Origin of the sequence: Salipaludibacillus neizhouensis, assembly GCF_002886185.1 — a bacterium.
Classification (GTDB): Bacteria; Bacillota; Bacilli; order Bacillales; family Salisediminibacteriaceae; genus Salipaludibacillus; species Salipaludibacillus neizhouensis.
The window spans coordinates 1,236,304-1,259,688 of the sequence record NZ_KZ614146.1; the positions used below are offsets into that span (position 1 = coordinate 1,236,304).

At 35.5% G+C, this 23,385-nt stretch carries 21 protein-coding genes and 2 pseudogenes; 18 read left to right on the forward strand and 5 right to left on the reverse strand.

Annotated elements, in window-relative coordinates:
• Positions 1-422: 422 nt before the first annotated feature.
• Entirely contained in the window at positions 423-1,697 is a 1,275-nt protein-coding gene (locus tag CEF18_RS05855; RefSeq protein ID WP_110934896.1) for an IS110 family RNA-guided transposase, read from the reverse strand.
• Positions 1,698-1,873: 176 nt separating this feature from the next.
• Between CEF18_RS05855 and CEF18_RS05860 the strand changes: the two genes are divergently transcribed.
• The 4 genes from CEF18_RS05860 (at position 1,874) to CEF18_RS05875 (ending at position 4,621) form a co-directional block, all read left to right on the forward strand.
• Positions 1,874-2,452 carry a hypothetical protein gene (locus CEF18_RS05860; protein WP_110935614.1) on the forward strand — a complete coding sequence of 193 codons (579 nt, stop codon included), beginning with the start codon at positions 1,874-1,876 and terminating at the stop codon, positions 2,450-2,452.
• Between the two features lie 105 nt (positions 2,453-2,557).
• On the forward strand, positions 2,558-2,788 hold the full coding sequence (locus CEF18_RS05865) for a hypothetical protein (protein ID WP_110935615.1): 231 nt from the start codon (positions 2,558-2,560) through the stop codon (positions 2,786-2,788).
• 237 nt (positions 2,789-3,025) lie between these two features.
• Entirely contained in the window at positions 3,026-3,868 is an 843-nt protein-coding gene (locus CEF18_RS05870) for a tyrosine-type recombinase/integrase (RefSeq protein WP_110935616.1), read from the forward strand.
• Between the two features lie 222 nt (positions 3,869-4,090).
• The gene (locus CEF18_RS05875) at positions 4,091-4,621 is read left to right on the forward strand and encodes a GrpB family protein (protein WP_110935617.1); all 531 of its coding nucleotides are present in this window, start codon (positions 4,091-4,093) and stop codon (positions 4,619-4,621) included.
• Between the two features lie 214 nt (positions 4,622-4,835).
• On the opposite strand, the gene CEF18_RS05880 is transcribed toward CEF18_RS05875, so the two are convergent.
• The gene (locus tag CEF18_RS05880; protein ID WP_110935618.1) at positions 4,836-5,381 is read right to left on the reverse strand and encodes a CBO0543 family protein; all 546 of its coding nucleotides are present in this window, start codon (positions 5,379-5,381) and stop codon (positions 4,836-4,838) included.
• 304 nt (positions 5,382-5,685) lie between these two features.
• Between CEF18_RS05880 and CEF18_RS05885 the strand changes: the two genes are divergently transcribed.
• From CEF18_RS05885 to CEF18_RS05905, 4 genes and pseudogenes are all read left to right on the forward strand, one after another.
• On the forward strand, positions 5,686-6,960 hold the full coding sequence (locus tag CEF18_RS05885; RefSeq protein ID WP_110934896.1) for an IS110 family RNA-guided transposase: 1,275 nt from the start codon (positions 5,686-5,688) through the stop codon (positions 6,958-6,960).
• 1,276 nt (positions 6,961-8,236) lie between these two features.
• Positions 8,237-9,079: pseudogene (locus CEF18_RS05890) on the forward strand (reverse transcriptase domain-containing protein); the annotation flags it as partial.
• A 536-nt stretch (positions 9,080-9,615) separates the two neighbouring features.
• Positions 9,616-10,677 (forward strand): group II intron reverse transcriptase/maturase, encoded by a 1,062-nt coding sequence (ltrA, locus tag CEF18_RS05900; protein ID WP_223292250.1) that lies wholly within the window; start codon positions 9,616-9,618, stop codon positions 10,675-10,677.
• Between the two features lie 298 nt (positions 10,678-10,975).
• Positions 10,976-11,905, forward strand: a complete 930-nt coding sequence (locus CEF18_RS05905) for a hypothetical protein (protein WP_223292251.1) — start codon at positions 10,976-10,978, stop codon at positions 11,903-11,905.
• Between the two features lie 684 nt (positions 11,906-12,589).
• Here the strand turns inward: CEF18_RS05905 and CEF18_RS05910 are convergent.
• Positions 12,590-13,060: a MarR family winged helix-turn-helix transcriptional regulator gene (locus tag CEF18_RS05910; protein ID WP_110935620.1), complete on the reverse strand. Its 471-nt coding sequence runs from the start codon at positions 13,058-13,060 to the stop codon at positions 12,590-12,592.
• A gap of 146 nt (positions 13,061-13,206) precedes the next feature.
• Here CEF18_RS05910 and CEF18_RS05915 point away from each other — a divergent pair, with 146 nt between their 5' ends.
• The 4 genes from CEF18_RS05915 to CEF18_RS05930 all read left to right on the forward strand — a co-directional run bounded on the left by CEF18_RS05915 (position 13,207) and on the right by CEF18_RS05930 (position 17,211).
• The gene (locus CEF18_RS05915) at positions 13,207-13,365 is read left to right on the forward strand and encodes a hypothetical protein (RefSeq protein WP_183041265.1); all 159 of its coding nucleotides are present in this window, start codon (positions 13,207-13,209) and stop codon (positions 13,363-13,365) included.
• Positions 13,366-13,444: 79 nt separating this feature from the next.
• Positions 13,445-14,416, forward strand: a complete 972-nt coding sequence (locus CEF18_RS05920; RefSeq protein ID WP_110935621.1) for an aldo/keto reductase — start codon at positions 13,445-13,447, stop codon at positions 14,414-14,416.
• Between the two features lie 1,388 nt (positions 14,417-15,804).
• Positions 15,805-16,509, forward strand: coding sequence for a class I SAM-dependent methyltransferase (locus CEF18_RS05925; protein ID WP_110935622.1), 705 nt, complete (start codon positions 15,805-15,807; stop codon positions 16,507-16,509).
• Between the two features lie 96 nt (positions 16,510-16,605).
• A complete protein-coding gene (locus CEF18_RS05930) occupies positions 16,606-17,211 on the forward strand; it encodes a uridine kinase family protein (protein ID WP_110935623.1) in 606 nt (201 codons plus the stop codon).
• Between the two features lie 385 nt (positions 17,212-17,596).
• Here CEF18_RS05930 and CEF18_RS05935 read toward each other — a convergent pair whose 3' ends face one another.
• Entirely contained in the window at positions 17,597-18,046 is a 450-nt protein-coding gene (locus CEF18_RS05935; RefSeq protein WP_110935624.1) for a DUF1569 domain-containing protein, read from the reverse strand.
• Between the two features lie 422 nt (positions 18,047-18,468).
• On the opposite strand from CEF18_RS05935, the gene CEF18_RS05940 reads away from it, so the two are divergent.
• The 4 genes from CEF18_RS05940 (at position 18,469) to CEF18_RS05960 (ending at position 22,290) form a co-directional block, all read left to right on the forward strand.
• Positions 18,469-19,257, forward strand: coding sequence for a class I SAM-dependent methyltransferase (locus CEF18_RS05940; RefSeq protein ID WP_110935625.1), 789 nt, complete (start codon positions 18,469-18,471; stop codon positions 19,255-19,257).
• 770 nt (positions 19,258-20,027) lie between these two features.
• The gene (locus CEF18_RS05950; protein WP_110935626.1) at positions 20,028-20,990 is read left to right on the forward strand and encodes a helix-turn-helix transcriptional regulator; all 963 of its coding nucleotides are present in this window, start codon (positions 20,028-20,030) and stop codon (positions 20,988-20,990) included.
• Positions 20,991-21,065: 75 nt separating this feature from the next.
• Positions 21,066-21,698, forward strand: a complete 633-nt coding sequence (locus CEF18_RS05955; RefSeq protein WP_110935627.1) for a type 1 glutamine amidotransferase family protein — start codon at positions 21,066-21,068, stop codon at positions 21,696-21,698.
• Between the two features lie 280 nt (positions 21,699-21,978).
• On the forward strand, positions 21,979-22,290 hold the full coding sequence (locus CEF18_RS05960; RefSeq protein WP_110935628.1) for a hypothetical protein: 312 nt from the start codon (positions 21,979-21,981) through the stop codon (positions 22,288-22,290).
• 346 nt (positions 22,291-22,636) lie between these two features.
• On the opposite strand, the pseudogene CEF18_RS05965 reads toward CEF18_RS05960, so the two are convergent.
• A pseudogene (locus CEF18_RS05965) lies at positions 22,637-22,795 on the reverse strand (IS110 family transposase); the annotation flags it as partial.
• A gap of 240 nt (positions 22,796-23,035) precedes the next feature.
• On the opposite strand from CEF18_RS05965, the gene CEF18_RS05970 reads away from it, so the two are divergent.
• Together CEF18_RS05970 and CEF18_RS05975 are read left to right on the forward strand one after the other, a co-directional pair.
• A complete protein-coding gene (locus CEF18_RS05970; RefSeq protein WP_110937607.1) occupies positions 23,036-23,209 on the forward strand; it encodes a histidine phosphatase family protein in 174 nt (57 codons plus the stop codon).
• Between the two features lie 41 nt (positions 23,210-23,250).
• A partial coding sequence (locus tag CEF18_RS05975) for a PhzF family phenazine biosynthesis protein (RefSeq protein ID WP_190238699.1) occupies positions 23,251-23,385 on the forward strand: 135 nt, incomplete at its 3' end.

The following is a 23,385-nucleotide window of genomic DNA, read 5'->3' on the forward strand; positions in this document are numbered from 1 at the left end:
ACTCCCTCAGTTAGATTCTATTTACTCACAAATGCTCGCTTATTCGCAGGATTTCAGACCACTTCTAAGAACAATGACGGATGAATGGAATGAGTTTTGATAATAAAGGCTACATGAAGGCATGCGGGAATAGAGGAGTCAATAGTAGCTCCATTTATTTCCATAATATACTGCACGCATCTCCACGCCGCCCCTGGAGGCTATCCCTCCCATGTCTCAACGGGTCATTTGCCCTTTCATTCCTTCGTCATGCCTATCCAAGGGGTGGAGGCCGGTTTTGCTGCGCAAACGGGTCAGTGCCCTTAGGTACAACGGTATCCAGTACTCCGCGCTTTCTCTGTAATCCTACGAATAAGCCAACATTCAAGAATTATTAAACTACTTTTAATTACTTTAAAGCCTTACTTAGTTTACGATTAGAATTAAGCTGCTATAGGTGCTAATGGTTGTACTTTCTGAGAACAATATGATTCATGATTTTTAGATATTGCCACCAATATTCTTGCTAATTTCCCCACGAGTTTCATGATAGATTTCATTTTTTTCATCTTTTTGACTTTAACATTATTAAAATGAATCTGCTTGAAATCAGAGTTATTGCTCACAAGGCTTAATGTCGTTAAAAATAAAAATCGCCTTAGTCGAGATCTCCCACGTTTTGAAACGACAATTTGTCCTTTCCATTTACCCGAGCTTGCTTCTGCCAGATGTAGTCCCGCATGTCGTAATAGAGAATTACCATGCGCGAAGCCACTTAAATCACCAGCTTCTCCTAAAATACCCGCCAATGAAATTTCACTAATTCCTTCAATGGCAATTATTTTTTTAGCGAAAGTAATTTGATCAAGTACGGAAGTGACTTCTTTTTCTACTCTTTCGAGTTGGACTTTTGCTAAATCGAATTCTTCAAGTAAATGTTCTAAATGAAGCTTATAGGCTTCGTGTGCTTGTTTACTGCCTACAGAATTTTTTGCTAAGTCAATTAACGATTGTGCTTTTTTAAGTCCTGCGTGACGTTTCATCACTGTTTTCCAACCTTTCACTATATCCTGTGCTTTCATGGAACATAGTTCTGAAGGTGTAGGAAATAACCGAAGTGTTGCGATTGCCCCTTTTCCTTTTACATCTTTAAATACTTCTCGAAGTTCAGGGAAGACAATATCTACCCAACGATTTATTTGGTTAATAGAACTGGTGAGGCGTTTAACGATTACATCTCGGTTAGCCATTAGCACTCGAAGCTTTTCAAAAGCTTCAGAAGTGGGCCGGATAAAGGAGTAATACCCATTCTTGATCATATCTGCAATCACAAGGGCATCTTTTTTATCGCTTTTAGATTGGGTATTATCACGATTTTCTTTATTTCTTTTCACATGGTGAGGATTAACGGTTACTACATCAATATCTTGATCATATAACCATTTAGATAGGTTCAACCAGTAATGTCCGGTAGGTTCCATCCCAACTATTTCAGTATTTAATCCTTTTGAAAGTTTTAAATGACAAATCCATTCCATTAATCTAGCGAAACCTTTCTCGTTATTTTCAAAAGTGAGAGGATCACCGACGACAATACCACGGAAATTTACAGCTCGTGCAACATGAACATGCTGTGCTATATCCACACCAACAACAAGATGTTTATCAGAAATTCTTTCAATTAGTTGATTTTGTTTGTCTTGCATTTTAAACTTCATATAAGAGCTCCTCCTTAGATTTGAGTTTTAGTTTGGTATCTATACTCTTATCTTACTGAGGGGCTCTATTTTTTTCAAAGTCGAAATTAACGCACTACAGGAATGCTAAAGGGGAGTTTACTTAAATAAGGTTGTGGTTTGTTAGATAAATTAGATTATTGATAAGGAGGTAGAGAATGAAAAAGTCACTTAGTATTTCCCTAGCAGTTATCCTATTCATAGTCTTAATAATTTGGGTTAGCTTGTCCAACTTTGAATTTGGAAAATACGATAATTTCCAAGAAGCAATTGAAAAGGGTATCCCAAATAAAGTTAATAATATTATTCATACTGAAAAGTACGATGGTGTCACTATTGTTATGTACACAACTAATCCAGATAAAGATGAAATGCCTTTTGCAGATTATGAAGCACTTGCAGTAGCTTTCTTCAAAGGTACGGATGGAGAGGGTTGGGATAACATTGGTCATCATGGATGGACACATTATGAGAATGAAAATATGACTGTTTATATCGAACCACTTCGAGTGTATGATAACAAAGGAAACTCGCTCCATGAATTTTATGTGGCGTACGGTGAAGTAAATAATGCTGAAATTGTAACAGTAGAAACTAGAAATAAGAAAGAAAAAACATTTGAAGAAGCCGAAATTATAACAAAACATGGCAAACGATATTACTTTCAAATAGGTAAAGAATTAATTGTCAGAGGATTATCTAAAAAAGGAGAAGTAATAGATAGGCAAGGTGGCTAATTATATCCTTGTGAAACAGTGTACTTAAACAAACGGAGTAGCTTTAGTTGAAGAAGAAAACGAATAATGCGTATATGAAACCAAAAGCGACGGAGGGGTGAAGTGATGAAACCGTTAGTTAAATCAATTTTATTAGGAATCACAGCAGTGATCTTAGGCGTAGAGAGGGAGAGTACTAAGTTTACTATTCAATGTTCAAAATGCGATTGTATTGGAGAATTAGAACATAGTTTTTTAAAAGATTCTGGGGATATAGCAGTTGATATTGATGACGAAAACATTGTGTCAATTAAATGCAACAAATGTGGATCTAGTATATACAGTTCAGAATATTAATGCACAGTTCGATTCTATTGTGAAGAAATGTACTTAAGCTAACGGGTGCTTTACTTCAATAATGATCTTCCGCAATCAGGCGAAAACCATTAATTAGGTAAGCGTCTTTTTATTATGTTAGCACAGGATATTTAGATCAATATTATTCTACTACCTATATTGTTGAATAAAACTAGTAATCACAGCCCATACTCCTAATAGTTTGATAAACTATTAAATAATTGCGGGGTGTGTGAATTGTTAGTATCTGAAGCTTGGACGAAGTATCAGTCGGATAAAAAAATTGAAGGCTATTCGCCCTTAACAATGAAGAACTACTATTTCCAACTTAATGTACTAATACGACATTTTGGAGATATAGACATTAATAGCTTCTGTACGGATTCATTGAAGAAGTACCTGGTAGAAGAGGGGGAAGACCTAAAGCCTTCAAGTTTAGGACATAGGATAAGGTTTCTTAAATCTTTATTTAAATGGTCCCATGAAGAAGACTATATCTCAAAAAATCCAGCTGCGAAAATTAAGGAGCCTAAACTAGGAAAAAGAATTCCGAAGTTTCTCTCGGAGCAAGAGATTGAGCATTTAAGGGAGTCTAGCCAAACAACGATGGAAAAAGCGTTATTTGAATTTATGTATTCTACTGGCTGCCGTATTGGTGAGATTACTAAACTTGATAGAGAGGATATTAATTTCCAAACGCAATCAGTGATCGTCTTTGGAAAGGGAAACAAGGAAAGAGAAGTCTATTTTAATATTAGAAGTGGTATTTGGTTGAAGAGATATTTAGAAGAAAGAAAAGACAATGATCTTGCATCGTTTGTGACGGAGAGAAAACCTCACCATCGTATGAACATTGATTTAATGAGGTACATCATTAAGAGGATTTCTAAACGTGCAGGGATAAATAAGAATATACATCCCCATCAATTGAGACATAGCTATGCCACACATATGATGAATAATGGGGCCCCTCTAGAGATTATACAAAGTCTATTAGGGCATGAGAAAAGTGAAACTACCAGGGTATATGCGCAGTTGAGTGGAAAACTGCGACACCAATTCTATAGTCAGTATTTTTAAAGAGGACAAATCTAGATTTGTTCTTTTTTTATTGTGTCAGATGGTTGAAGAGTAGTTCCTAGTATTTTGAAATTAATTGGAAAGTTTATGTTAAAGTGATAATAGAATATGTGGAGAGTTGTGAATGTTTTAACTTAAGTTAAAGAACCAGATAGTTGAATAAGAAAATCAAATAAGTTAGTTGTAATGTTTAATGAATAATGTAAAAAAGGGGGGCTTCTTTTGAGAAAAACCAAAATACTTGCTTGGACCGATGACTGGGGAAAATCATACTGTCAAGAAGAGAAAGTATTGGAAGAAGTATTTAGAGAAGAATTAGTTGATATTTTTCATATTGGAAGTACCTCTATACCAACAATAGGTTACGCAAAGCCGATAATAGATATTTTAATTGTTGTAAAGGATATTGAAAACGTTGATTTATACAACAATGAAATGTTGGAATTGGGGTACGAACCGAAAGGTGAGAATGGGATTGCTGGAAGAAGATATTTTCAAAAAGGAAAGGATAATAGAACACATCATCTACATATCTTTCAAGTCGAAAGTGAACACATAAAAAATCATTTAGATTTTAAAGAATATTTGATAAAGAACACTGAGGAAGCTAAAAAGTATGGAGAATTGAAAATCAACTTAGCAAAACAGTTTCCTAACGAACATCACAAATATCAAAATGGAAAGCAGCAGTTCGTTAATGAATTAGCCGATAAAGCGAAAGAATGGTCATCAGAGAGAAGATTTCCTTGTTAAATAACGGTCTGCAACAATCAGGCGCAATTCTGCAATAAGGATTGCGCCCTTTCTTTGTGAATAGGGCTGATTGTGGAACTTTTATACTGTGTAGTAGACAAAAATTGTGTATTAACTCTTAAAAAGAGACTCCTGAATTTTGGAGTCATTGATGCACCTTATGGAATGAATTTTAAAAACGGATGACGAAAAGTCAATTTCGAAATATCGTGATTTATGTGTCCTTGTAGGCTTGCTTTAAGCGATCAATTATTGTCTTAGAAATTATAGACATTAAAACAAGACTAATAAAAGACCAGTTAGCATTCCAAGCTTTTTCTAAGTAAATGTCTACCATTTTCATAAGTGGTAGTGCAAGATATGATACAAATCCTGCAAAAATGCCTATTGAGATTAAAAATGATTTCCACCTCTCGAATCTTTGGTATAAGATACTAAATCCTATTGGGATTATAAAAAGGTTTGCTGGTAACATTGTAGGGATGATTGGTTCTAGCTGTAATCGATAATCGTACCAGTCCATAGCCGTAGCCATATCATCTAAATTTTTATTTATTATATATATTATACCTAAATAGGCCGTGGTTGAAAGAGCTTTCTCTTTCTTTACAAAGAAAAAGAATAATAATAGGAACAATATACAAGTCGCGAGTAACATCCACCATTGCCATGTAAACAATGAATGTTTTGTCCAGATCTCCCATCTCAGATCAGTTAATTGGTTTGAAACTTTATCAATTTTTTTTCCTAGTTCGTCCATATTATCACCACCTAAATATAAGATGCCCGGGGAAAATAAAAATATGAATGAAATTTTTATAAGTAATAATTTTTTGATCTTAGTAAGATTTTTAATTATCACAGACGTAGGTATAACCCAAAAATCTTAGAAGAAGGTAGGGAAATGAATTCTTTGTTAAGTATTTGAAAGAGAAAAATACTATCTAGTTATTGCACAGCATTCCTGTAGTGCGTTAATTTCGACTTTGAAAAAAATAGAGCCCCTCAGTAAGATAAGAGTATAGATACCAAACTAAAACTCAAATCTAAGGAGGAGCTCTTATATGAAGTTTAAAATGCAAGACAAACAAAATCAACTAATTGAAAGAATTTCTGATAAACATCTTGTTGTTGGTGTGGATATAGCACAGCATGTTCATGTTGCACGAGCTGTAAATTTCCGTGGTATTGTCGTCGGTGATCCTCTCACTTTTGAAAATAACGAGAAAGGTTTCGCTAGATTAATGGAATGGATTTGTCATTTAAAACTTTCAAAAGGATTAAATACTGAAATAGTTGGGATGGAACCTACCGGACATTACTGGTTGAACCTATCTAAATGGTTATATGATCAAGATATTGATGTAGTAACCGTTAATCCTCACCATGTGAAAAGAAATAAAGAAAATCGTGATAATACCCAATCTAAAAGCGATAAAAAAGATGCCCTTGTGATTGCAGATATGATCAAGAATGGGTATTACTCCTTTATCCGGCCCACTTCTGAAGCTTTTGAAAAGCTTCGAGTGCTAATGGCTAACCGAGATGTAATCGTTAAACGCCTCACCAGTTCTATTAACCAAATAAATCGTTGGGTAGATATTGTCTTCCCTGAACTTCGAGAAGTATTTAAAGATGTAAAAGGAAAAGGGGCAATCGCAACACTTCGGTTATTTCCTACACCTTCAGAACTATGTTCCATGAAAGCACAGGATATAGTGAAAGGTTGGAAAACAGTGATGAAACGTCACGCAGGACTTAAAAAAGCACAATCGTTAATTGACTTAGCAAAAAATTCTGTAGGCAGTAAACAAGCACACGAAGCCTATAAGCTTCATTTAGAACATTTACTTGAAGAATTCGATTTAGCAAAAGTCCAACTCGAAAGAGTAGAAAAAGAAGTCACTTCCGTACTTGATCAAATTACTTTCGCTAAAAAAATAATTGCCATTGAAGGAATTAGTGAAATTTCATTGGCGGGTATTTTAGGAGAAGCTGGTGATTTAAGTGGCTTCGCGCATGGTAATTCTCTATTACGACATGCGGGACTACATCTGGCAGAAGCAAGCTCGGGTAAATGGAAAGGACAAATTGTCGTTTCAAAACGTGGGAGATCTCGACTAAGGCGATTTTTATTTTTAACGACATTAAGCCTTGTGAGCAATAACTCTGATTTCAAGCAGATTCATTTTAATAATGTTAAAGTCAAAAAGATGAAAAAAATGAAATCTATCATGAAACTCGTGGGGAAATTAGCAAGAATATTGGTGGCAATATCTAAAAATCATGAATCATATTGTTCTCAGAAAGTACAACCATTAGCACCTATAGCAGCTTAATTCTAATCGTAAACTAAGTAAGGCTTTAAAGTAATTAAAAGTAGTTTAATAATTCTTGAATGTTGGCTTATTCGTAGGATTACAGAGAAAGCGCGGAGTACTGGATACCGTTGTACCTAAGGGCACTGACCCGTTTGCGCAGCAAAACCGGCCTCCACCCCTTGGATAGGCATGACGAAGGAATGAAAGGGCAAATGACCCGTTGAGACATGGGAGGGATAGCCTCCAGGGGCGGCGTGGAGATGCGTGCAGTATATTATGGAAATAAATGGAGCTACTATTGACTCCTCTATTCCCGCATGCCTTCATGTAGCCTTTATTATCAAAACTCATTCCATTCATCCGTCATTGTTCTTAGAAGTGGTCTGAAATCCTGCGAATAAGCGAGCATTTGTGAGTAAATAGAATCTAACTGAGGGAGTACAACGATACTATTCAATAGAAAAGGTTATTCAACAAACAGGCGCAATTCTGTAATAAGGATTGCGCCCTTTCTTTGTTAATAGGGCCAGATTGTGGTGCGAAATGTTTCTAGTTTAAATGGAGGATGGTAACATCACTCCGGTAAAGGCTAGGCAATTCCTTATGGAATTGAAGGATTATATCGAAGAATCAAATGATGGGGTAACGCCCGGAAGGGTTCTCTCTAAGTCGATTAGCACTTGAATGAGTAAGACTGATAGTGTTATAAGCTCGGTGAAAAGGCATAAGAATTTACTGTAACAGTTCCGGCTGACGAAAACCTACTCGCGGGAGTGGTGTAAATCATGATGCTTGAGTTGAATGAATATGGTGAGAATGCAAAGAAACCTATAAGAAAAGGTTAAGCTGACGAACTTCTGAATATACGGGTCTAGACTGGCAGTACACAGAAATGTGTATATCACTAAGGGTGAAGTTAGCAGTGGATGAGTAAGAATTGCAATTATGAAAATCGATAATATGTTACAGGCATATAAACGCTAACAGGCTTACAGGAAGCACCTAAGTTCATTCCATAATAGATATAATTCAACGTTGTAAGCTGATAACGTGGAGGACTTACTTCTTAAGAAGCGTTGAAACGGAAAATAATAGTGAAAATAGCTATTATATAACTTATCTTTATATCAGTGAAAGTGGTGGCACAGTACTGATGAAATGTTTAATCCACATGGAGGGATAGCCACTAGACTAATGAAGATCATTCAACCATGTAAGGCAGTTCTTTATCGATTAATAAGGTTCTTGTAAGACTAAAAGAGGTTCAACTCCCAAGAAGGGAGTCACCGACTTGTTGAAACGGAAGAAACTGAGACACACGGAGTATTATAATATGCAACACAGTTTAGATAATCTCTACTCTCAAAGTGTCGATGGTCACAATTTCTATGACTTAATGAACGTGATTCGTTCGAATGAAAATATACGTCTTGCCTATAGAAACATCAAGAGAAACACTGGAAGTAAAACCGCAGGTTCAAATAAAATGACGATTGAGGATATCAAACATTTATCGGTAGAAGAAGTCATTGATAAAGTTCAGAACATGCTCCAATCGTACAACCCAGAAAAAGTCAGACGGGTTTTCATTCCTAAAGCGAATGGAAAAACCAGACCTTTAGGAATCCCAACGATTTGGGATAGAATTCTTCAACAGTGTATGTTACAAGTTTTAGAGCCCATTTGTGAAGCGAGATTCTATAAACATAGTTATGGTTTCAGACCGAATCGAAGCACCCATCACGCCAAAGCGAGATTGGAATCACTCATAAATTTAAGTGGACTCTATCACTGTATAGACGTAGATATTAAAGGTTTCTTTGATAATGTTAACCACAGTAAATTACTTAAACAAATGTGGTCGTTAGGCATAAAAGATAAGACCGTGCTCTCGATTACATCAAAACTCTTGAAGGCTGAGGTTGAAGGAGAAGGAGTTCCAACGAAGGGAACTCCGCAAGGTGGCATCTTATCTCCGCTCTTATCCAATATTGTGCTCAATGAATTAGATTGGTGGGTGAGTAATCAGTGGGAATCATTTAAAAGCCATTACCCCTACAAATATACAGGAGGTAAAACACAAGCATTGAAGAGATCAAACCTAAAAGAATGTTATATCGTCCGCTATGCGGATGATTGTGTGCCACGAAAGCAAACGAAGCTTCGTTTGCTATGCTGCACTTAAGATGAGAGAAGGCCTCTCGCAATCGCTATACAGGTAGAGATTGCAAACCACCCTAAGGTGCTGTAGTCAAAAGCTATGGTATTGAGCGTTAGGGAAAAAGGCAGTGCAAGACATTGTCAGGTAGGTATTAAGGAGACGAAAACCATTGAACCGCTGAAGAAGTATCGAAAGCATAGAAACGTCATCAAAACTGAGGGGGAGTCGTTAACTCAGGATAAGTTCGGAGGAAACCTGTCTACTGTCCGTTCGGTGACCGGTATAAAGGCGGCGTGACCTTAATACAGGCTTTTGTGTGGAACGTGGGAACCTACGACATGGATGCTAAGGGAGAGATTTCAAGTGGAAGCCCCACAAGAATCAGAGTACCAATGCCATGTATAGGGGCGGAATAACTCGTAGTAGCAATGAAACCTCCTAACGGAGATGGAGCAAAGGGGTTATATTATTCAGTTTTATAAACAGCTCAACCATCAAATTGGGAGGAACTTATGCATAAAACAAAGCCTTATGCGATATCTAAAAAGATAGTATATGAAGCCTTTAAGAGAGTTAAAGCAAATAAAGGGTCAGCAGGAATTGATGAGCAATCCATAGAAGAATTTGAGGAGAATCTAAAAGATAATCTATATAAAGTGTGGAACAGAATGTCATCTGGAAGTTACTTTCCTCCAGCAGTCAAGGCGGTAGAAATACCAAAGAAAGCAGGAGGGACCAGGACATTAGGAATTCCGACGGTTGCGGATAGAATTGCACAAATGACGGTGAAATTATACTTCGAACCTTCGGTAGAGCCATTCTTTCATAAAGATTCCTATGGATATAGACCTAAGAAAAGCGCCATTCAAGCAATAGAGACAACTCGGAAAAGATGCTGGAAGTACAATTGGGTACTTGAATTTGATATCAAAGGTCTGTTTGATAATATAGACCATGATTTATTGATGAAAGCAGTGGACAAGCATACAGACGTAGAATGGGTAAAGTTGTACATTAGAAGATGGTTAATGGCACCATTTCAAACAAAAGATGGAGTAAAAGAACGTACCTCCGGCACACCGCAAGGTGGTGTCATAAGTCCAGTGCTAGCAAATTTATTTCTACATTATGCTTTTGATAAATGGATGGCTATTAACCTCCCAATCAATCCATTCGCCAGATATGCAGATGACGCAGTCATCCACTGCAAGACAGAGGGTGAAGCAAAGAAAGTGCTCAAATCCTTAAGCCAGAGAATGAACGAATGTAAACTCGAACTTCATCCTTCCAAGACAAAAATTGTATATTGTAAGGATACGGACAGGAAAGAAGACCATGAAAACATAGCGTTTGATTTTCTGGGATACACGTTCAGACCAAGGCTGTCGAAGAACAGGTGGGGAAAGCATTTTGTGAATTTTACACCAGCCATCAGTAACAAATCTAAGAAATCAATTCAGCAAAAAGTGAGAGATTGGAAACTACAACTGAAGGCTGATAAAGAGCTCATAGACCTATCAAATATGTTTAACTCAGTCATTCAAGGGTGGATTAACTACTATGGGAAATTCTAAAAATCCGAAATGTACTCCTCTTTAAGGCACATAAACAAAGCCTTAATTATATGGGCGAGAAGGAAATATAAAAAGTTATCTCGTCACAAGAAAAGGGCAGAATATTTTCTAGGCAGAATTTCTAAACAAAATCCTAAACTATTCAAACATTGGGATATAGGTATCAATCCTACGGCTGAATAATGGGAGCCGGATGAGCTGAGAGGTTCACGTCCGGTTCTGAGAGAGATTACTGGGGAGGTTCCAGTGGTCTACTTGCCTCAAGGTCTTATGTCGTACACGTTCTCAAGCTGTTCGAATGAATCACGCCATAAAGGACTTTCTCTATACAAGATTACATCTTGAGACAAGTGAAGAAAAGTCTAGTGTTATAAACTTAAAGAAAAATTCGTCAGAATTTCTTGGATTTACATTCCGAGTTGTAAGGAAAGGTAAAACAAGAAAGGGCTATGTAGCTCATTCCGATATGTCGAAAAAAGCAAAAACGAATGCTAAAACCAAAATAAAGGACTGTATAAAGTCCATTCACAAGAATCCTTGTGCTGAAACGGTCTGGCATTTCAATACCGTGGTAATGGGTATACAAAAATATTACGCTGCGGCGACCCAAATCACAAATAATCTGAACGAGTTGAACTTCCATCTTCGCAAGACATTATATAATCGGTTAAAAGACCTTAGAAAAGAAGCCAAGTTTAAGGATATGACCAGTACGTTACAGAAACGCTATAAAGGATATGAACCACAATTCTATAAGATACAGGACATGGTATTTGTCCCCATCTATGCCCAACGGCATAAAACGAATTTGTGTTTTTCGCAAGATACCTGTAACTTTACTGCCGTTGGCAGAACAAAGATACACCAAAACCTAAAAGTGATTCAGAAAAACGTACTACATCATGTAATGACAAACTTTATTCCAAATCGAACGATTGAATACAATGATAATCGCATTAGTAAGTTTATTGCCCAAAATGGCAGATGTGCGGTAACAGGGGTGGAGCTCGGTGTTTCGGATTGGCATTGTCATCATAAAGAGCCTTATCATCTCACAAAAGATGATCGGTTTTCGAATCTAATCGTGCTATATGAACCTATTCACCGACTTGTCTATTTAAAGGATAAGCTTAAAATCAAAGCTACACTTCAGTTGTTACACCTGAACCATAAACAAAAAGAAGTGATTAACGAACTTCGTAGACAATGCAAACTTCAAGCAATCTAAGATTGGAACCACAAAAGGCTTCATTAAACATAGGAAAGAATGAATTGGATTAGTTGGCGCGCCGTACGCAATGAAAGTTGCACATACGGTGCAAACAGGGGGAAAAGGGAGCGATAACTTCAAACCCTTACCTATCTGTATGAGTAACTATTATGTTGCGTAGTAGACACATACTACGCAACAAATAACTACTTTTGTGAATAATGTACTTAAATTGAAAAAGCTTTATTTATATATGATTGATTTCAAAATCGGGCACCCCGATTGTTGAATAATATATCAGAATACTTAGGCGACTTAAAAGGTTGCTCATTACTTAGGTAAATTAAAAAGGCGCAGTCTAGATATGAAATGCGCCGTTGAAGTGGTTCCAAACTTAATAGATCCTTTTTATAATGCGGAGACAAAATACAACCCTTTTGAATGGACCCGTTATCAGAGTCATTATATTAACTATGCGTATGGATATTAATATAAATCCTAAATATAATCAGCTCGTATGTTCAACCTTTCAGTTGCCCATCAATATCGGCTTTTTAAAAGTTGCTAGAAGGCCTTCAATTATTATTTGTTTTAATACCACTCTTCTATCCTTTCTAACATATTCTAACTTCCATTCTATTGTAAAAGAAATGTGTCTCTTAATAAGACGATACTCTTCTTGAATAACATCAAAAAACACAGTCAAGATGGTGGGGATTTACAAGCCGATGAAGACTTTTCTTTTGTTTTTTTCGCAAGATTAGTAATTGACTCAATATCTTGTTCGGTTAAAAAATCTAAAAAATGCTCGCGTATTGCCATGGAAACGACAGGGCGAGCATCATCCAGTGCTGATTTTCCGGCCGAAGTAATGATTACCTCTACTCCTCGTTCAGTTAATAATGGTTCCCTTAAAACAAGTCCACGTTTTTCCATTCGGGTTAAATGATGGGACAACCGACTCTTGGTCCAATCCATTGAGTCTGCTATTTCCTGTTGGCGTAGCTTACCTTTTCCATAAAGATCCAATCGGTCTAATATACCAAAATCACCCTCCGATAGCCCAGTTTGCTCGGACATGTCTTTTACTACACGTCCAAAAATGTTCTTATAAGAGCTCTTCCACATATGCCATACTTGCATTTCTTCTTCACTTATCATTTTTTTATTCATAATTGGAGTATAACATGGTTGACACATCAACCACAAGGTAGTAAAGTGTACTTAGGTTGATGTATCAACCTAAGTGAAATGCATGGAATGATAAAAAGTATTTATCTGTAACAACAAAAGTTGCACGCAGAAAGGAGCGTTATCAAATGCATAATAAACCTGTTGCTTTGGTTACTGACCTCAACAATTTTGAAGGTACAGGAACCGTTCAACAGGTAGCTCGTCATTCGGCGAGCCTTGCTCTTCTTGACGAGAGCGGTCATATAGGCACGTTTTCAAATGAGAGACGTCAACTTCCGTGGTGATGATGGAATTCTTTCGTTGATTTAAAAAAGATAATCATTAATTTTTTTTGATATATTACAGAAGGAGTGAGTTATAAAAATGGAATATAAAAAACTCGGAAAGTCTGGTTTGGATGTTTCAGACCTATGTCTTGGAAGCATGAGCTTTGGAATACCCGAACGAGGAAATGCGCCATGGTCACTAAATGAAGAAAAGAGCAGACCAATTATTAAAAAAGCCCTTGAATTAGGCATAAATTTTTTCAGTACCGCTAATATGTACTCTGACGGCACAAGTGAAGAAATTCTTGGACGAGCATTAAAGGATTTCTCTCGCCGTGACGAAGTTGTCATTGCTACAAAAGTATTCGTTCCGATGCGCAAAGGTCCGAATGCAATGGGGCTTTCCCGCAAAGCGATTATGACAGAAGTTGATAATAGTCTTAAACGCTTGGGTACAGACTACATCGATTTGTATCAAATTCATCGATGGGATCTTAATACACCGATTGAAGAGACGATGGAGGCACTACATGATCTAGTTAAGGCAGGAAAGGTAAGGTATATTGGAGCATCCTCCATGTCAGCTTGGCAGTTCGCCAAAGCTCAACATGTGGCAGAACGAAACGGTTGGACTCGTTTTATTTCCATGGAAAATAGACTTAACTTGCTTTATCGAGAGGAAGAAAGAGAAATGCTACCTTTTTGCAAAGAGGATGGAGTTGGCGTTACGCCATATTTACCTTTTGCTGCAGGTCGATTAACCCGAGAATGGAATGAGCAGACCTCTCGATCATCGAATGACCAAGTAGCAAAGGACCTGTTTACCAAGACAGAAGAAGTCGATCGTAAAGTGGCGGGAAGAGTGGGAGAGGTTGCTGCCGATCGAGGTATTCCACGCGCACAGGTCGCACTTGCATGGTTGTTACAAAAGGAAGAGGTCACAGCACCGATTATTGGGGCGACCAAGATAAGCCATCTCGAAGATGCAGTGTCGGCGTTATCAGTTAAATTGACAGCTGGAGAAATTAAGAGTTTAGAAGAACTTTATGTACCACATCCATTGGTATAAGTACACAACTGCTTATGATAGAATTGAACATTTTGGATGCGAAATACTTTTCCTGATATTGCTAAATTTAATGGGATCAGGGGTATGGTTGCACAAGCTCATCTAATGACAAACTAGAATTTTATAAAGTTATTAAATACAGATGATTCCACTTAGTTGGAGGATTTTAACAGTCATTGTCGAAATAACAATATTAAAAGGATCTTACTAATTAATTTTACCGGTTTTTATAAAGGATTTGATAGAATATACTTTAAAGTAAGATGTTTTTTTAGCGGGTAGTTTTTCAACAATCGGCCCAGATTGTTGTGCGAAATGTTTCTAGTTTAAATGGAGGATGGTAACATCATTCCGGTAAAGGCTAGGCAATTCCTTATGGAATTGAAGGATTATATCGAAGAATCAAATGATGGGGTAACGCCCGGAAGGGTTCTCTCTAAGTCGAGTAGCACTTGAATGAGTAAGACTGATAGTGTTATAAGCTCGGTGAAAAGGCATAAGAATTTACCGTAACAGTTCCGGCTGACGAAAACCTACTCGCGGGAGTGGTGTAAATCATGATGCTTGAGTTGAATGAATATGGTGAGAATGCAAAGAAACCTATAAGAAAAGGTTAAGCTGACGAACTTCTGAATATACGGGTCTAGACTGGCAATACACAGAAATGTGTATATCACTAAGGGTGAAGTTAGCAGTGGATGAGTAAGACTAGCAATTATGAAAATCCATGATATGTTACAGGCATATAAACGCTAACAGGCTTACAGGAAGCACCTAAGTTCATTCCATAATAGATATAATTCAACGTTGTAAGCTGATAACGTGGAGGGCTTACTTCTTAAGAAGCGTTGAAAGGGAAAATAATAGTGAAAATAGCTATTATGATAACTTATCTTTATATCAGTGAAAGTGGTGGCATAGTACCAATGAAATGTCTAATCCACATGGAGGGATAGCCACTAGACTAATGAAGGTTTATTTAATCATGTAAGACAGTTCTTTATCGATTAATAAGGTTCTTGTAAGACTAATAGAGGTTAACCACCCAAGGGTGGCACCGACTTATTAAAACGGAAGACGCTGAGATACAAGTTGTTTCAAATGTATCTATGAATAAATGAAATGGATTAGTTGGAACGCCGTATGAGGTGAAAGTCTCACGTACGTTGTGAACAGGGGGAAAAGGGAGCGATAACTTCAAACCCTTACCTATCTGTATTAAGAGTGGTTCCTAGTATTTTGAAAATGAATTGGGAAATTTATGTTAAAGAGATAATAGAAAATATAAGAGTTTGTGAAACTTTTCACTTAAACTATAGTGGAGAAGAGTTGAAGATGGAGTTTTGTAAAAATTGAAAAGAAGTAAAATTATAGGGGTTGAGTTTTAAATGAGGAGAGTTGAATTTATTCGTAAAGAAGAAAAGAAATACCATGATTTGTGTTATGAAAACTACAAATTATTTGAGGAAGGTTCATGGCTATATAAACCAGTTAAAACAGTAATTGATGTACTACCATTGTTAGAAGGAAAAGCTAATCCTAATGTGCTTGATTTAGGTTCAGGAGTGGGGAGAAATAGTATCCCAATTGCACAAGAAATTAAAAATAAAAATGGAAAAGTTGTCTGTGTAGATTTATTGGATTCTGCTTTAGATAAATTAAAACTTTATAGCAAAGAGTATGAAGTAGAAGAAGTAATTGAAACAATAAAAGCAGATATAGGGCATTACGATATTGCTAAAAATGAATATGATTTAATCGTTGCCGTTTCAACATTAGAGCATGTTGAATCAGAAGATGTTTTTGAAAATGTAATTCGAAAAATGGCATTAGGAACAAAAAAGGAAGGAATAAACTGTGTCATTGTTAATTCAGAAGTAGAAGAAATTGATATAGCTACAAAGGGGAATTTAGATGCGATGATGGAAGTAAATATTAAAACAGAAGACATGATGAATAAATTAAGGAATATTTATGATGGTTGGGAAGTAGTTAATCAGTTAGTAAAACCATTGGAATATAAAATTGTTCGTGACGAAAGAGATGTATTGTTAACAACAAATGCTATCACTTTCACTGTAAGAAAGGAATGACATTTCACACTAACGGAGAGCGATAGTGGAAGAATCGTAGCGTCTGTTATGGCGCTAAACGGGGAGGATAGTGAAGTGAAATGTGGGAGGGGAATTGTGGGAAAACTAATACATAAGTTAGCGAATTTGATAAATAACAAAGATGGGAAAATAATAATTGGTATATCGGGACATGGTGCTTCTGGTAAGACAACTTTTTCAAATAACCTTGTAAAATTATTGGGAAATGATGTTAATTATATTAATACTGACCCTTATATTATTACTGATGTCAGGAAATACACGACTATAGATTATGAATATAATAATGAGAATTATTCTTATAAAATGACAGCTTGTCACCCTGCGGCTCATAATTTGTTAGCTTTGGAAAGAGACATAATGATGATTAAAGAAGATTTAGATTTTTATACAATAGATACCCATTACTTGAAGCGTACTTTAATTTCTTCACAGAATAATATTAATATTGTAGAGGGAATGAGTGTTGCATTTCTAAATCCAAATTTGTTTGATTTAACAGTCTATTTATATACTGATGGAGAAACTGAGCTAATAAGAAGAGGGGTTCGTGATGTTTCTGAAAGGGGGGCAGATTTTAATTATATAAAACAATCTCATGAACAACGTAGAATTCAATATGATTTATTTATGCACACTTATCATAAGAATTTTGATATTGTAATAAAAAATTCCAATTAAGAGGCTACTTTGGAAAAATTCGAAATTTAATTTTTCATTACATAAACAATTTTAATTCTTGATTTAACAATAGGGGGTTTTGACTACGGATTAACGAAAGTATGTGAATAATTGTACTTAAATTAACGGAAGCGTTAGTGCAATAAGTAGATGCCCTTTAATACCTAATTCCTATCTATTCTATCTTCAACAAACAGGCGCGAATCTGTAATAAGAATTGGCCCTTTCTTTGTGAATAGGACCAGATTGTGGAGTAACTGTCAGTACGTAGTAGCCTTTATACTGAGCAGCAAAAGGTCTTCACTTTTTAGCCTACTTTGTGAAATGTACTAACAGTAACGACGCAGGTTACTTTAAGATGGTACGGTATAATTAAACTCCTGCATTAAACACCAAATTGTTTTAAATGGTGGTCAAGATGCTTGTAGATTCCTTTTCCCCATTGTTCGGAAGTGAATTTTCCGAAAAAAGGATGTGGATGACCTGTACAAGCCTCTGGTCCATTCTTTTGAAATGTAATAATTTTTTGTTTCAGTTTTTCTCTTTCTATTTCAAATTCTTTTTTACTTGTAATTACAATGGATGGAATAGTAGACATATTGTGGGGTAAAGGTTTGTCATTATAAAAAATGGGTTTTGCAAATCGACCTACTAATAACCCTAACCAACCTCTTGGGGGTAAAGAATATCCCATTGCGATATCTTGGAAAGACGAGCAATGAGCTAACATTTGAGCGACATCCATTTTTCCCCATTCTGATTGTGAATTTACGTTTAAGTTTTCGATACGATTTAATAATTCATCTGTATACGTGACCTCAAAAATATTATTCATTAGAATACTCCTTTAGTTTTTGATTTAACCATTAAATGCCCTTGATTATTTAATATATAATTCAACGTCAACGTTATTTTATCCTTCTTTAACTAACTGGTGCAATTCTTGAAGAAACAGGGATTGCTATTTTGGTTATTGAAGTAAAGAATCAGTAATGAATATCTTTAAAGGGGGAAGTATGCCTGCATATGCTCCTCTTCTGTTTGCACATTTGATGAGATTAAAGATGATAAAGTTATATAATTAAAGATAGATGAACTTAAATTTCAAGCATCAAAAAAAAAACACCAAAAACAATTCTGAAAATTGAATTACTTCAAATCATAGGTAATATAACTGTTAAAGTAAGGGGAGCCATGAAGATATATTTCAATGTAATGAAGCAGGGAAACTAAAAAAACATATTAGGGGGCTACTAAATGGATCCATTAAAGCAAAATAGCGATGCTTGGGACAAGAAGGTTGAAGATGGTGCTGTATACACCAAACCTATTAATGAAGAAATAATTAAAAAGAGTAAAGATGGGTATTGGGGGATAAGGACTACGCCTACAAAATATGTTCCAAGAGAGTGGTTACCCAAATCATTAGAGGGACAGAAAATACTTTGTTTAGCATCTGGAGGGGGTCAACAAGGACCAGTATTAGCCGCAGCAGGTGCTGACGTTACAGTTGTTGATTTATCTGCAAAACAATTAGACCAAGATAAATTCGTTTCTGAAAGAGATGGACTTAAAATTACAACTATACAAGGAAGTATGACAGACTTACATTTCTTTGATGATCAACAGTTTGATATTATAGTTCACCCAGTATCTAATTTATTTGTTGAAAATTTGTCTCCTGTTTGGAAAGAAGCATCAAGAGTTCTAAAAGATAATGGTGTTTTAATTGCAGGGTTCACTAATCCTCTTCTTTTTATTTTTGATGACAAAGAAGATATGAAGGGTAACTTGGTTGTTAAAAACTCTATTCCATCAACTTCTTTAGACAACTTAACCGAAAGAGAATCTGAAGAATATCTTAAGGCAAAAAATCCGATTGAGTTTGGGCACACATTAGAGGATCAAATTCAAGGACAAATTAATGCTGGCTTTGTCATAACTGGTCTATATGAAGATGACTTTGGCGGAAGTAGACCATTAGATAAATATATAAAGTGTTTTATCTCAACCAAGGCTAGAAAAGTGGATATAGTTGAACAATAGCTGTGATTTACAACTGCATCTTTTACTCCACAGTACAACGATACTATTCAATAAAAATAATCTTCAACAATCAGGCGCAATTCTGTAATTAGAATTGGGTCCTTTCTTTGTGTGAAGAGTAGTTCCTAAGATTTTGAAAATAAATTAGGAAATTTATGTTAAAATGATAATAGAATATGTGGATAATTGTGAGTTGTTTTCACTTGATCTAAGGCGAGTCTAGTTATAGAAAAGATGAGGATTTAATATCGTGAAAATCAGAATAGGTTCAAAGAATTGTATTTTATTTTAATGAAGGGACACTTAAAAAAAATCGACCATGTACAATCAAACAGCACCAGAAGGTTCTGAAAACAGTGCAAAAAGATATTTCTCTGGGGTCTTTGGTATTGAGGAAATAGAGAAACCTGACTTGTCGAGAAGGGGGTTTGGTTTTCATTTGGTACTAATCAAATACATATCGGTATTGAAGAACCATTCTCACCAGCTAAAAGGCACATTCTGCTTTTGAAGTTGAAAATATTGTAGATAATTCCCAGGTGCAAATAGAATTTATCTATAATGACTCCTTGGAAATAGAAAAGAACTGTTAGTGTGGGCAAAGTATAAAAATCTAGTGTGGCACTTATAAAAGTGTACCTCACCTTTGATTATGCAACTAGGGGAATGAACTATGAGTGGTTTTACCAGTAATTGCGGGACCGTGTCCTCACGCAAATGTTTTTAGTATTATTTTAAAATAAATTTATTTCCATATAGAGGTGGATTCTATGGCTAAAATTGACAATGTACTAGCGATTCTATGGATGCTTAGTTCAGGTGAAAAAATTACTGCGAAACAAATTTCAGAAAAGTTAGAGATGAATATAAGGACTGTGTATCGTTATATTGATACACTTTCAATAAGTGGTGTACCTATAATTTCAGACGCAGGACATAACGGTGGATACACTTTATTGAACAATTTTATTGAAGCTCCTCTTTTTTTTGATTTTGAGGAGCAAACCTCGCTATTTCACGCTGCAATTTTTGCAGAAGAAGCCGGGTATTATGGAGGTGAAGCACTAAATAGGGCTATTTCAAAGCTAAGAAAATATTCGAATCAAGAGCAGGAAACAAAGATAAATCAACATTTAACTAGTCTTGAAGTAATAAGTCGATTAAGTTCCCTCGCTATGGAACCTTTTTTGAAGGAGTTGGAGCAGGCCGTAGCTGACGGATACTCTGTAAAAGTTCTATACCATAAAAGTGCTGAAGGGCAATCAAAGTATAGATTGGTGGATCCGTACAGAATTATTTATTGGAATAATAAGTGGTATGTGATTGGATTTTGTCATCTTAGGAATGATATCCGTAGTTTTAGAGTAGATCGAATGGAAAGTCTAATGTTAACCGAAAATAAGTTTAACCGACCAGAAAATTTTTCAGCGCGTGACTTTTTTATGAAAAACCTTGTTCCAACTATAGAAGATAAGGAAGGGATTATTTCTTTGGTTATTAATGGAGATAAAAGTTCATTGAGTGATATTTGCCAACATTGGTTTTTAGGAAATTATTTACAAGAGTGGACTTCAAATCAAGCAGTATTTCTTCTTGAGAAAGATATGATAAATACATATGTACCTTATTTACTTTTACCGTACGGTAAATCTATTCGAGTTATTGAGCCAATCAGTCTTAAGAAAAGAATGATTGAAGTTTTGTCGGAATTAATAAAATTTCATCAAATTTGATAACTTCCCTGACGCTAGGTGTCAGGGAAGTTATGTTATATTTGGCTATATTAAATGTGATTGGAGTGTTATTGGATGCAAACAAAAAAAGTTTTTCTTTATGTATTTAATACAATGTCGGACTGGGAATATGGATATTTAATTGCGGAACTAAACTCAGGAAGATATTTCAAAAAAGATTTAGCACTTTTAAAAGTAATTACAGTAGGAGCTAATAAAGAAATTATTACTACAATGGGAGGACTGAGCATAAAACCAGATATTTCCCTTGATGAGTGTACTCTTGAGAGTACGGATCTTATAATTTTACCTGGAGGGAATACTTGGGGAGAAGATATTCATCAACCTATTTTGAAAAAAATTGGCGAGGCTTTAAAGCTTGGCACTATTGTTGCTGCAATTTGTGGTGCGACTGAGGGACTAGCGAATGTTGGATACCTAGATTCTAGAAAGCATACAAGCAATGACTTAGAGTATATTAAAATGGTCTGTCCTAATTATAAAGGAGAAAAATTTTATGAGATGGAACCTGTAGTATCTGGCGAGAATTTGGTTACTGCATCAGGAGTAGCTCCTCTGGAATTTGCGATGGAAGTAATGAAAAAATTAGATGTATTTGCACCAGATACATTGCATTCATGGTATAACCTAAATAAGACTCATAAACCCGAATGTTTTTTCCAGTTAATGGACTCAATAAGTAGATGAGCTAAAAAAATCAACTTAGCAGTTTAATATTAGTTTAAATAATTACCATGCTTTAGACGATGTCTAAAGCATGGTTTTTGTATATAACTTAAAATAAAGACCTTAAATAGCAGTATAAATGCAACTTGATCTTTCATTCTTTTTACCTGTTTTTCATAAAATAAGTAATTTAATTATGCCGACTTTGAAGACACGTAGTCAAAGCAAAGAGGTTGCTGTCATAATGTTTTTTTCACTTTACTCTTGATATGACCCAATTACCCGGGTTGAAGATATGACGATGAATATATTAGTAAGTGATAAGCAACAAGTTCTTCAAACTACAAACTGGCTTGAAAAAATGAATATTCCATTTACTCATTCTGGCAATGACATGAATGAAGAAGAGGTTTCTGTGTTGAGCTCAAAAATTGATTTTAATTCATTATTAGAATATAGAGAAGCAGTAGGTAAGCAAACACAAGAGGTTATTTCTTTGTTAAGTCCTGGACAATTTAGGATGAAAATTGAACAAAACCGAATAAAACAATTATTTGATGAAAATACTGTAATGAAGAATTCTAAATGGTTAGCCGAATACTGGAGTAAATAAGACATTGCAGGTTTATTTCTCATGCCTGCTACAAGGCATATATTTTTGCACTTAAATAAGTGTGGTCGAATAAAGGACAAACTCCATAAGAAGATGAAGAGAATGGGATAAGAATGAAATTAGCCTATTTATTTATTGGGCTAACGGAATCCGTTAGTTCAACTAGTAAGCTGCCTTTTAGTACCTAATTCCTATCAATTCTATCTTCAACAAAACCAGCCAATAGTTGTCAACATTTTTCAATGAAAATATTAAAAATATCATGTTATACTGAATTTGTGCATGCCAAATACCCTTCCAAATACTATGTTTGGAAAGTTTTGGTTCACTTGGTTAAATTGTTAAATCAAGTTAAATCTCGGAAATAGGTTTTGTTTTTTAAAAGTGCATAAATCCAATGTAATAGTTTGTTTGCACAAGCTATCACAGCTACTCTAAAAGGTTTTCCTTCTTCCCGTTTCTTATCATAAAACGCTCGTAATCTCTTATTACGTGGAAGGATTTCATCGTTTTAGTACCTAATCCCTATCGATTATATCTTCAACAAACAGGCGCAATTCTGTAATAAGAATTGCGCTTTTTCTATGTGACTAGGGGCATATTGTGGAAGATCAGTATAATTTTTTATCAGAAAATCATTACAAATAAAAGTGATAATTGGAAAATTTATGTTAACATGATAATAGAAAATATAAGAATTTGTGAAACTTTTTCACTTAAACTATATTATTTTGGAGTGGTGGTATTGAATAAAATATACGTTGTAAGACATAGTGAAGCTGAAGGACAATCACCAGATTCCCAACTTACCGAAAGAGATTTTAAACAGGCTAGGGAATTAGCTGATTTCTTTTACGAAGTAAAGGTTGACCGAATTATTTCTAGTCCAATTGAACTAGAAATTCTTAATGAATGGTAAAATGATGAAAACTATCTAATTTGAACTTAGGGGGAATGGGAATGAAGTCGATAACAGTTTATCATTATGATGCTTTTAGTAAAGAACCTGACAAGGGAAATCCTGCGGGAGTAGTTTTAAACGGTGATGAATTGACAGATTTAGAAATGCAAGAGATTGCTTACAAAGTTGGCTTT

Coding starts and splice junctions, on each gene's coding strand:
- CEF18_RS05950 (WP_110935626.1), top strand. CDS start 20,028: ATGGCTAAAATTGACAATGTACTAGCGATTCTATGGATGCTTAGTTCA.
- CEF18_RS05920 (WP_110935621.1), top strand. CDS start 13,445: ATGGAATATAAAAAACTCGGAAAGTCTGGTTTGGATGTTTCAGACCTA.
- CEF18_RS05960 (WP_110935628.1), top strand. CDS start 21,979: ATGAATATATTAGTAAGTGATAAGCAACAAGTTCTTCAAACTACAAAC.
- CEF18_RS05915 (WP_183041265.1), top strand. CDS start 13,207: ATGCATAATAAACCTGTTGCTTTGGTTACTGACCTCAACAATTTTGAA.
- CEF18_RS05880 (WP_110935618.1), bottom strand. CDS start 5,381: ATGGACGAACTAGGAAAAAAAATTGATAAAGTTTCAAACCAATTAACT.
- CEF18_RS05905 (WP_223292251.1), top strand. CDS start 10,976: ATGAATCACGCCATAAAGGACTTTCTCTATACAAGATTACATCTTGAG.
- CEF18_RS05935 (WP_110935624.1), bottom strand. CDS start 18,046: ATGAATAATATTTTTGAGGTCACGTATACAGATGAATTATTAAATCGT.
- CEF18_RS05860 (WP_110935614.1), top strand. CDS start 1,874: ATGAAAAAGTCACTTAGTATTTCCCTAGCAGTTATCCTATTCATAGTC.
- CEF18_RS05955 (WP_110935627.1), top strand. CDS start 21,066: ATGCAAACAAAAAAAGTTTTTCTTTATGTATTTAATACAATGTCGGAC.
- CEF18_RS05925 (WP_110935622.1), top strand. CDS start 15,805: ATGAGGAGAGTTGAATTTATTCGTAAAGAAGAAAAGAAATACCATGAT.
- CEF18_RS05940 (WP_110935625.1), top strand. CDS start 18,469: ATGGATCCATTAAAGCAAAATAGCGATGCTTGGGACAAGAAGGTTGAA.
- CEF18_RS05910 (WP_110935620.1), bottom strand. CDS start 13,060: ATGAATAAAAAAATGATAAGTGAAGAAGAAATGCAAGTATGGCATATG.
- ltrA (WP_223292250.1), top strand. CDS start 9,616: ATGCATAAAACAAAGCCTTATGCGATATCTAAAAAGATAGTATATGAA.
- CEF18_RS05855 (WP_110934896.1), bottom strand. CDS start 1,697: ATGAAGTTTAAAATGCAAGACAAACAAAATCAACTAATTGAAAGAATT.
- CEF18_RS05885 (WP_110934896.1), top strand. CDS start 5,686: ATGAAGTTTAAAATGCAAGACAAACAAAATCAACTAATTGAAAGAATT.
- CEF18_RS05865 (WP_110935615.1), top strand. CDS start 2,558: ATGAAACCGTTAGTTAAATCAATTTTATTAGGAATCACAGCAGTGATC.